We start from the raw sequence: 8,250 nt of genomic DNA, 5'->3' as shown, positions 1-8,250 counted from the left end.
GTCGCCGAGGATCCGGTAGCTTTGCGGCTCCAGGCAGGTGTTGGAGGACGGCACGATCATGCCGATGCGGGTGGGGCGGGTTGCGGAAGGCATGGGTGCTCCTAGAGTGCAGCGGGGTAGACAGAAGCCGTGACGGCAGCGGGCGCCGCGGCAGCGGGCGCGGTGGCCGCGGCGGCGGCCTGGTGTTCGCGGAAACCGTTGCGGGCCACGAAGCGGCCCGTGGGGCCTGGATCATGGAAGCCGTCGGCGTCCAGCACTATGCGTCCGGCGGACACGACGACGGCGGGCCAGCCGGTGAGTGTCCGGCCATCGAACGGCGAGAAGTCAGTCCCCATGTGCAGGGCGSCGCCGTCCACGGTGCGTTCCTGGGCGGGRTCAAARACGACGATGTCGGCGTCGWACCCCGCCGCGATGGTTCCCTTGCCSGGCAGGGCGTTGATCCGGGCCGGCCCCGCGGCGAAGACTTCCACGAAGTCTTCCACCCGGGCGCCGCCGTCGGCGTCCATGATGGCGGTGAAGGTGACCGGCATGCGCGTTTCCACTCCCGGCAGGCCGTGCGGCATGGCACGGATGTCATCGGACCGTTCGCGCTTTTGCGCGAGGTCGTAGCAGGAGTGGTCCGAGGCCACGGTGTGGATGGCGCCCGCGGCAAGCCGGTCCCGCAGCGCCGCGACGGTCTCGGGGCTGCGCATCGGCGGGCAGCAGGCGTACCACTCGGGGAAGGACGTGCCGTAGACGGTGTCGTCCAGGGTGAGGTAGTGCGGGCACGTCTCAGAGAAGGCGTCCCGTCCCTGGCTGCGGGCCTCGGTGACAAGGTCCACGGCACCCGGCGTGGACTGGTGCACGAAGTAGACGGGCGCGTTGGTGTATTCGGCCATCGCCAAGGTCTCCTTGACCGAGATCTCCTCCGCGAGTTCGGGCCGGGTGCGGTGCAGGTGTTCGATGCCGATCCGGCCGTCGTCCGCATGCTGCCGGGTGCAGTCGGCAATGATGGGATCGTGTTCGGCGTGGATATAGGTGAGGCCGTCCAGCCGGACCATCTCGCGCATGACCTTCAGGATGGTGTCCCCGTCGGCCATGGTGCTGCCCCGGTTGGTGGTGTACATCTTGACGGACCGGACACCTTCGGCGGCGAGCTGTTCGAGCTGCCAGGGCACGGTTTCGTCCCACTGGACCACMGAGCCGTGCAGGGCGACGTCGCAGCGGGACTCGCGTGCCAGTTCCTTCTTGTGCAGGACCGCGGCCAGCGGGGTCTCGCGGGCGTCGCGGGGGATGCCGAAGTCAATGATCGTGGTGGTGCCGCCCCAGAGCGCGGCGGTGGAGGTGGTCCGGTAATCATCCAGGGTCCGGAACCGCCCGGTCACCTGGGCGACGTGGCAGTGGCCGTCCACGCCGCCGGGAATCACCAGCTGGCCGGTGGCGTCGATGGTCCTGGCGGCGGCCGGAACGGGCTCGGCAGCGTCCACGAGCTGGACGATCTTCCCGCCGTGAACCACGACGTGGGCCTCCTGGCGGCCGAAACTGTTGACCACGGTGCCGTTGGCAATGACAAGGTCTGGGGTGTGGGACATCGTTGTCCTCCTTCGGGGAAAAGTTACTTAGTGGGTRRGYGTGGTCGCCAGCGSGGCCYGCTGCGCCGTCGTGAGGGCGGCGTCGAGGGTTGTCGATAGGCCCTTGCGGGCCTTSACCGGCGGGGGYGCGAAGGCGCCGGMCCGGTGCGGCCCTGACTKGAGGYTGACCACGGACTGGGCCATCTGGATGCCCGCGGAAATGCCGTCCACCACGGGGACGGGGATCTGGCCGGCAAGCTCGCGGGCCAGTCCGGCGAGCGGCGCGCCGGCGAGGATCACGACGTCGGCGCCGTCCTCGGTGACCGCCTGGCGGCTGAGTGCCAGCAGGGTCTCCTTGAAGTCCTCCTGGACGGAACCGATCCCGTTGAGGGCCTCGTTGATCGAGCGGATCGAGGCCAGCCGGCCGCCGAGGCCGAACCGTTCCACGCAGTCCTGGTACCAGGGCCGGATCCGGTCGGAGATGGCGATGATGGAGAACCGGTGGCCCTGCAGGGCGGCGGCGCACAGGGCCGCCTCGGTGATCCCGATGACCGGAAYATCGGCCAGTTCCTTCAGCGCGGGCATGCCGGGGTCCCCGAAGGCGGCGACGACGACGCCGTCGATGCCGCCGCCCGACGTGCCGCCGCCGGACGCGCTGCCGGTGTACTCGGCGATGATCTCGGCGACAGCGCCGGCGGCGATCAGCGCTTCAAAGCGGGTTTCGATGTATTCGACGCCGTGGCCGGCGGTTCGGACCACCAGTTCGGTTCCGGGCGAGGCGGAACGCCGGGCTTCGGATTCGATCAGCGCGGTGACGTCGCTGCTGATRTTGGGGTTGATGACAAGGAGTTTCATTTCTTCTTCCGATGAAGGTCGGGTTCCGTCCGGCGGAAATTCTCCGGAAACTGTTCCCGGTATTTGTCGATGTGCGACGCCGACTGGGYGGCCGCCMGGTCCGGGTTCCCGCTGGCGATCGCGGCGTAGAGGGCGCGGTGTTCCTCGATGAGTTCGGGGAGGTCGCTCACATGCCGGAACAGCCAGTGCATCCGGCCCTGGAGGGGTTCGAGCGCGGATTTGAGGAATCCGTTGTCCGCGATCCGGGTGATGGCATCGTGGAATTCGCTGTTGGCCCGGTGGGCGTCCATGATGGCGCCTTTAGCAAGGGACGCCTCGGCCGCGTCCAGCAGGGCTTTGAGGTTGCTGAGGTCTTCCGGGGTGGCGCGGGCCGCGGCCAGCCTGCAGGCCAGCACTTCGAGCGACTGGCGGACGTCGAAGAGATCCTCGACGTCCTTGGCGCTGAGCGAGCTGACTTCGGCTCCGCGCGCGCCGCGGTCGCTGACCAGGCCTTCCTGGCGCAGCATGCGCAGGGCTTCGCGGACCGGGAGGCGGGAGACATTGAATTCGGCGGCGAGGTCGCGTTCCACCAGCCTGGTGCCGGGAACGTAGTGCCCTTCGAAGATCCTGGTGCGGAGGGTGTCCCGGACGGCCTCGCGGAGGGGGCGTTCCTTGTCCTGGGTTTCGTCTGCGGTAGGCATGGTGCTCCATTTCGGGTTCTTGTGGCACTGCGTTCCCGGCTCCGGGAACAGGTGTTGCGTGGCCTAGCTTAGACAGGGAGCCGCTTGTTGTAGTCCAGCGTCAGCACGGAGGCTCCCATGATGATCGCCGATCCCACGAAGTACAGCAGCGCCCAGGTGTACGAGCCGGTGGCGCCGACGATCAGTCCGACGGCGATCGGGGTGACGAAGCCGGAGATGTTGCCGCTGAAGTTCATGGCGCCGCCCAGGACGCCCGCGTTGGTCCGGCCGCCCAGGATGGAGGGGATGCTCCAGAACAGGCCAACCCAGCGCAGGAAGAACATGACGATGGCGAGCAGGACCACCGCCGTCGTCGGGTCCGCCACGACGGTGACGCCGACGAGGCCGCCGATCACGACGACGCTGGAGGTGCCCAGGAGGGTGCGCATGACGCGGTTGGCCGAGGCGCCGGCGGCCCGCCACTTGTCGGCGATGGTGCCGCCGAGGATTTCGCCGACGAACCCGGCGCCGAAGATSACGAACGTGGACCAGCCGATGGTCTTCAGGTCAAAGCCCTTGGCCTGGGCCAGGTAGAGCGGGCCCCAGGTCAGCAGGCCGTAGAAGACCCCGTTGAAGCCCAGCCAGCCGAAGCACATGGCCCAGAAGGAGCGGAAYTTCAGGTAGGGGAGCAGGGCGCGCTTGCCCTTGCTGCCGTCGAGCTCGGCTTCGGCGTCCTCGGCGGCGTGGGAGGCCTCGATGTACTCGGCCTCGGCGTCGTTGACTCCGCGGTGCTGGCGGGGGTTGTCMCGGACGTACCACCAGACGGCGAGGCCCATGAGGACCGTCGCGGCGCCGGCRATGATGAAGGCGGTCCGCCAGCTGCCCGTCGAGGCGATCAGGCCGGCGATGAGGATGCCGCCCAGCCCGGCGCCCAGCGGGGCYCCGGCGTCAAGGATGGTGGCGCCGCGGCCGCGCTCGGATTTGTGCATCCAGATGGCGTTCAGCTTTCCGCCGGCCGGCATGACCCCGGCCTCGGTGACGCCGATGCCCAGGCGGGCGATGAACATGGTGAGGAAGCCCCCGGCCAGGCCGGAGGCCGCCGTCGCGGCGCCCCAGCCGACGCAGGACGCGGTCATCACCTTGCGCGGACCGAACTTGTCGATCAGCCAGCCGACCGGGATCTGCATGAGGGCGTAGGTCCAGAAGAAGGCCGAGAGCAGGAGGCCCACGAGCTCCGGGGCCATGTTGAATTCCTTCTGGATGATGGGCAGGGCGACCGAGATGGAGCCCCGGTCGATGTAGTTCACGGAGACGAGGACCAGCAGGAGCAGGAACATTTTCCAGCGGACCCTGGTGCGCCGTTGCACGCCGTCCTTGGAGCCTGCGCGGGTGGGTTGTCCTGCGGTTTCGGTACTTGCGACGTCGGTGCTGGGGGTTTCGGTATTGGCGGTTTCGGTATTTGGAAGAGACACAACTTCTCCTTGATAGAGAGGAAAAATGCCGGCGAGTGATGCGGGAGGGTTTGTTTCGTGGGCCAGGGTGCTGGCCTGAGGTGCTGGCGTTGGGTGCTGGCGTGGGGGGCTGGCGTGGGGGCGTCCCGTGTGCGGGCTGCCGAGTGTTGATAGAGGGGGCTGATATCAGCGCTGACATCAGTCCGCCGATCARGTGCGGATCAAGTGCGGATCAGGTTCAGATCAGGTGCGGATCAGGTGCGGAAGCCGGGGCCCGGCAAGCTTGCTGTTTTGGGATCCCGTTTTGGGATCCCAAAATTGAGAATAGAAGTGACGTGGAGCACTGTCAAGGGGCGTGRGCCGGCGGGCCCYGTTCRCGGGAAAAATGTCGATTGTGACTGGCCTGGGTCCCATGGCGCAGAGCGCATGCGCTATCAGATCGGGCTGCCCTGAAGCCTTCAGGGCAGCCCGATCTGACAGAGCAACGTGGGGTCCGGCGGCGGCGCGGGGCCTAGCTGCCTCGGTAGGTGGAGTAAGCGAAGGGGCTCAGCAGGAGCGGCACGTGGTAGTGCGGCTGCGACTCGGACACCGCGAAGGTCAGCGTGACTTCGGGGAAAAAGGTCTCGGTCCCGGCGGCGGCGTAATAGGTTCCGGTGTCGAAGCCCAGCCGGTATGTTCCGGAGCCCAGGTGTTCGGGGCCGAGGGCCTTGACGCGCCCGTCGTCATCCGTGGCGCCGGCCGCGATCCTTTCCCAGCGTTCGCCGTSGAGCTTGTCCAGGGTGACGGCGACGCCGGCGGCGGGCTTGCCGGAGCCGGTGTCCAGGACGTGCGTAGTGACATGGGATATGGCTGAGGGATTGCTGGCGGGGGGATTGCTGGCGGGGGTGCTCATGCGCCGATCAGTCCTTCGATTCGGAGTACCGCGATTTCGCGCAGCTGCTGGCCGATCACCACTTGTTCCTCTTCGGGGGTGTGGGCGAGCCGGGCGTTGAGGGCAGCCAGGATCTCCTCCCGGCTGCGGCCGGCCGCGCGGATCAAGAACACCTGGCCGAATTTTTCCTCGTAGCTCCGGTTCCCCGCGGCGATGGCCGCCGCGACGGCGGGATCCGGGATGCCCAGGCCGGCCTGCTCCGACTGGGAGAGCCGGGCCTCCGTGCTGTTGCCCGCGGCGCGTTCGCCGATGCGGGGATGGTGGGCAAGGGCTGCCTCCACCTCGGCGTCGGTGAACGGTTCCGCCGCGCGGCCGGCGGCCCCGAGCAGGTTTTCGGTGCWGTCGAAGGGCCGGGAATCGACGATCTCTTCGATCCACCGCCCAATGTCCAGGCAGGGACGCAGGGCCGCGGCGGCCTCCTCGCGTCCGGCAGCGTTAAAGTCTTCCAACAGCATGTGCCAGATCCTTTGTGTCAATGCTGGCATCCACGGCGTAGGCTATACGAACGAGTTTTTCAGACTGTATCCGTATCGTGGAACTGTTATTTCAGCATATGCAAAAAATTGAACCGTACCCTGTGGCGGGTGTCAACCGGAAGACGGGGCCCGGGTGGGCGCCGGCTAGCTCCGGAGGAACCGCAGCAGCACCTCGTTGACCTCCGCGGCGTGCGTCCAGAGCAGGCCGTGCGGGGCGCCGTCGATCTCCACGTATTCCGCGCTCGGCAGCGCCTCGGCGAACCGGCGGCCCGCGACGTCGATCGGCAGGATGTTGTCCGCCGTGCCGTGCACGATCAGGGCCGGGACATCGATTTTGGGGATGTCGGCGCGGAAGTCCGTCAGCCAGGTGGGCTGCGCTGCCACCGATGCCGTGGGCCCGGACGTTGTGGCGAGGTTCCATCCGGCATGCATCACTTCCTGGCTCAGCCGAGGGGTGCCGAGGAAGGTCTCACTGTTGTAGAAGTTCTTGAAGAATTCCGTGAAGAAGGCGTACCGGTCTGCCGTCACGGCTTCCAGGAGCCCGTCGAACACCGACTGCGGGACGCCGCCGGGGTTGTCCTCGGCCTGCAGGAGGTAGGGCTCCAGCGAGGCCAGGAATGCGGCTTTGGCGACCCGGGCGGAGCCGTAGGTTCCGAGGTACCTGCCCACCTCGCCGGTGCCCATTGAGAAGCCCACCAGCACGACGTCGTTCAGGTCCAGGTCGTTCAGGAGCGTGTTCAGGTCCGCAGCGAAGGTGTCGTAGTCGTAGCCCCCGGTGGGCTTGCTGGACTGCCCGAAGCCGCGGCGGTCGTAGGTGATGACCCGGTAGCCGGCGCCGAGGAGGGCCGTGGTCTGCTTTTCCCAGGACGAGCCGTCCAGCGGGTAGCCATGGATAAGGACCACGGCCTGGCCGGATCCGTGGTCCTCGTAGTAGAGCTCGACRTCTGTGCTGTYTTCGGTTCCAACCTTGATGTAAGCCATGCCAGCGGTCCTCCCGGTGCGGTGCCGTGCGAAACAGTGCCGTGCGAAGCCCTGCGAAACAATACGGTGCAGGGTGCAGTCAGTACGTGTGCCCCACTCTAGCGGCCGTGACCCCCGCTGCCAGTGTCTGCTCACCATCCGGAATGGGGAACTCCTCCGCCAGGGCGGGCCACTGCGGCCGGGACGGGCGGGTGCCAGCCSATGTCAGCGGCCCCCGGCTTCCCTAGCCTSGCTTGCGAAGCTGGACAGGAGGCCGGACTCGAGCGGAATATGCGCGGCACGTTCGTCGAGCACAGCCAGGGCCCTTGCCGAGCGCTTTGGAAACGGGGAACAGGCCAGCCGAAGCCAGGCGCCGCCGGAATAAGCATGGAACCGGTCCGGGCTGACGTGCAGCTCTTCCGCGGCGGCCAGGATCCGCGTGTGGGCAGCCAGATACCGGTCCGGCGAAATGCAGGGTATGCGGGCACTCAGTTCCAAATGAACGTCCAGGTTGGCCAGATCCAGTGCGGCCTCGGCCTGGGCGGTATCGTCGAAATCCAGCAGGCCCAGCGGCGAGGGGCCGCCGGCGGCGAGGATTTGCTTGTCGTGGAGGTCCCCGTGCGCCCAGACCAGAGGATCCGGCGCGGTCCGGAGCAGGTTCCGGATCACGTCGTCGGCCCGTGCGCTCAGGGTGGCGCGTTGGGATGCGGCTTCCGGGATGTCGTTGTAGTGCCGCAGCCAGCGGTTCACCCAGCGCCGCAGATCCGCGACCTCCACCTCCGGGGAATGGGCGGGCAACGCGGCCAGGGCTGCGTGCCCGGCGGAGCTACCCACTTGGGCGGTCCAAGCGTGCTGCCATCTCTCCCACAGTCGGTCGAACTCTTCATCGCTGAGACCCGCGGTGTCGTCGCCCAAATCCCCCAGGGGCTGGCCGGGAACGGCGCTGAAGACGATGACGTCCGGAGAGTTCCGCAGAACTTTGGGTGCGGTGAAGGTCTCGGGGTCCAGGAGAAGTTTGGTTTGTGCGCAGCGTTCGGCGGGCACAATCGCACCGCCGGGCGGGAAGACCTTGATGTAGCCAGCATCGGTCCGGACGACGGCGCGCATGTGCGGCCGGTAGGACACCAGTTCCCCGCGCCGGGCCTCGGCCCGCAGGGACGGAAGCCCGGGATCGTCCGCGGGCAACAGCTCGAACACTCCGCCGCGTAGCACGCCTCCCCGGACGCCGGCCTGCCCCGGCGCAACGACCTCCAGGATGTAGTCGCCGACCGTGCTGTCCGGCCACACCCGGTGGATCTTCCAGGTTTGCCCGGAAGAGTCGACGGCCGACCGTGGGACCGGCGAGTGCCAGCTCATGCGATCAACTCC

At 67.7% G+C, this 8,250-nt stretch carries 8 protein-coding genes; all 8 read right to left on the bottom strand.

What is annotated here, in order from left to right:
* Window positions 1–101: 101 nt before the first annotated feature.
* Window positions 102–1,571 carry an amidohydrolase family protein gene (locus AC1DEY_RS15425; protein ID WP_476868711.1) on the bottom strand — a complete coding sequence of 490 codons (1,470 nt, stop codon included), beginning with the start codon at window positions 1,569–1,571 and terminating at the stop codon, window positions 102–104.
* A 27-nt stretch (window positions 1,572–1,598) separates the two neighbouring features.
* On the bottom strand, window positions 1,599–2,405 hold the full coding sequence (locus tag AC1DEY_RS15420) for an aspartate/glutamate racemase family protein (RefSeq protein WP_476868710.1): 807 nt from the start codon (window positions 2,403–2,405) through the stop codon (window positions 1,599–1,601).
* Window positions 2,402–3,085 (bottom strand): GntR family transcriptional regulator, encoded by a 684-nt coding sequence (locus AC1DEY_RS15415; RefSeq protein ID WP_476868709.1) that lies wholly within the window; start codon window positions 3,083–3,085, stop codon window positions 2,402–2,404. Before AC1DEY_RS15415 ends, AC1DEY_RS15420 begins: the two co-directional genes overlap by 4 nt.
* A 68-nt stretch (window positions 3,086–3,153) precedes the next feature.
* Window positions 3,154–4,536: an MFS transporter gene (locus tag AC1DEY_RS15410; RefSeq protein WP_476868708.1), complete on the bottom strand. Its 1,383-nt coding sequence runs from the start codon at window positions 4,534–4,536 to the stop codon at window positions 3,154–3,156.
* 490 nt (window positions 4,537–5,026) lie between these two features.
* A complete protein-coding gene (gene uraH / locus AC1DEY_RS15405) occupies window positions 5,027–5,407 on the bottom strand; it encodes a hydroxyisourate hydrolase (protein ID WP_476868707.1) in 381 nt (126 codons plus the stop codon).
* On the bottom strand, window positions 5,404–5,901 hold the full coding sequence (gene uraD, locus AC1DEY_RS15400; RefSeq protein WP_476868706.1) for a 2-oxo-4-hydroxy-4-carboxy-5-ureidoimidazoline decarboxylase: 498 nt from the start codon (window positions 5,899–5,901) through the stop codon (window positions 5,404–5,406). Before uraD ends, uraH begins: the two co-directional genes overlap by 4 nt.
* Before the next feature lie 165 nt (window positions 5,902–6,066).
* Window positions 6,067–6,903 (bottom strand): alpha/beta fold hydrolase, encoded by an 837-nt coding sequence (locus AC1DEY_RS15395; protein WP_476868705.1) that lies wholly within the window; start codon window positions 6,901–6,903, stop codon window positions 6,067–6,069.
* Between the two features lie 204 nt (window positions 6,904–7,107).
* Window positions 7,108–8,238 carry a phosphotransferase gene (locus AC1DEY_RS15390; RefSeq protein ID WP_476868704.1) on the bottom strand — a complete coding sequence of 377 codons (1,131 nt, stop codon included), beginning with the start codon at window positions 8,236–8,238 and terminating at the stop codon, window positions 7,108–7,110.
* Window positions 8,239–8,250 lie beyond the last annotated feature (12 nt).

The sequence above is a fragment of the Arthrobacter sp. 05T47 genome (genome assembly GCF_056395825.1).
Note: the sequence above shows the minus strand (reverse complement) of the source record. Positions and strands in the feature narration are given on the sequence as shown.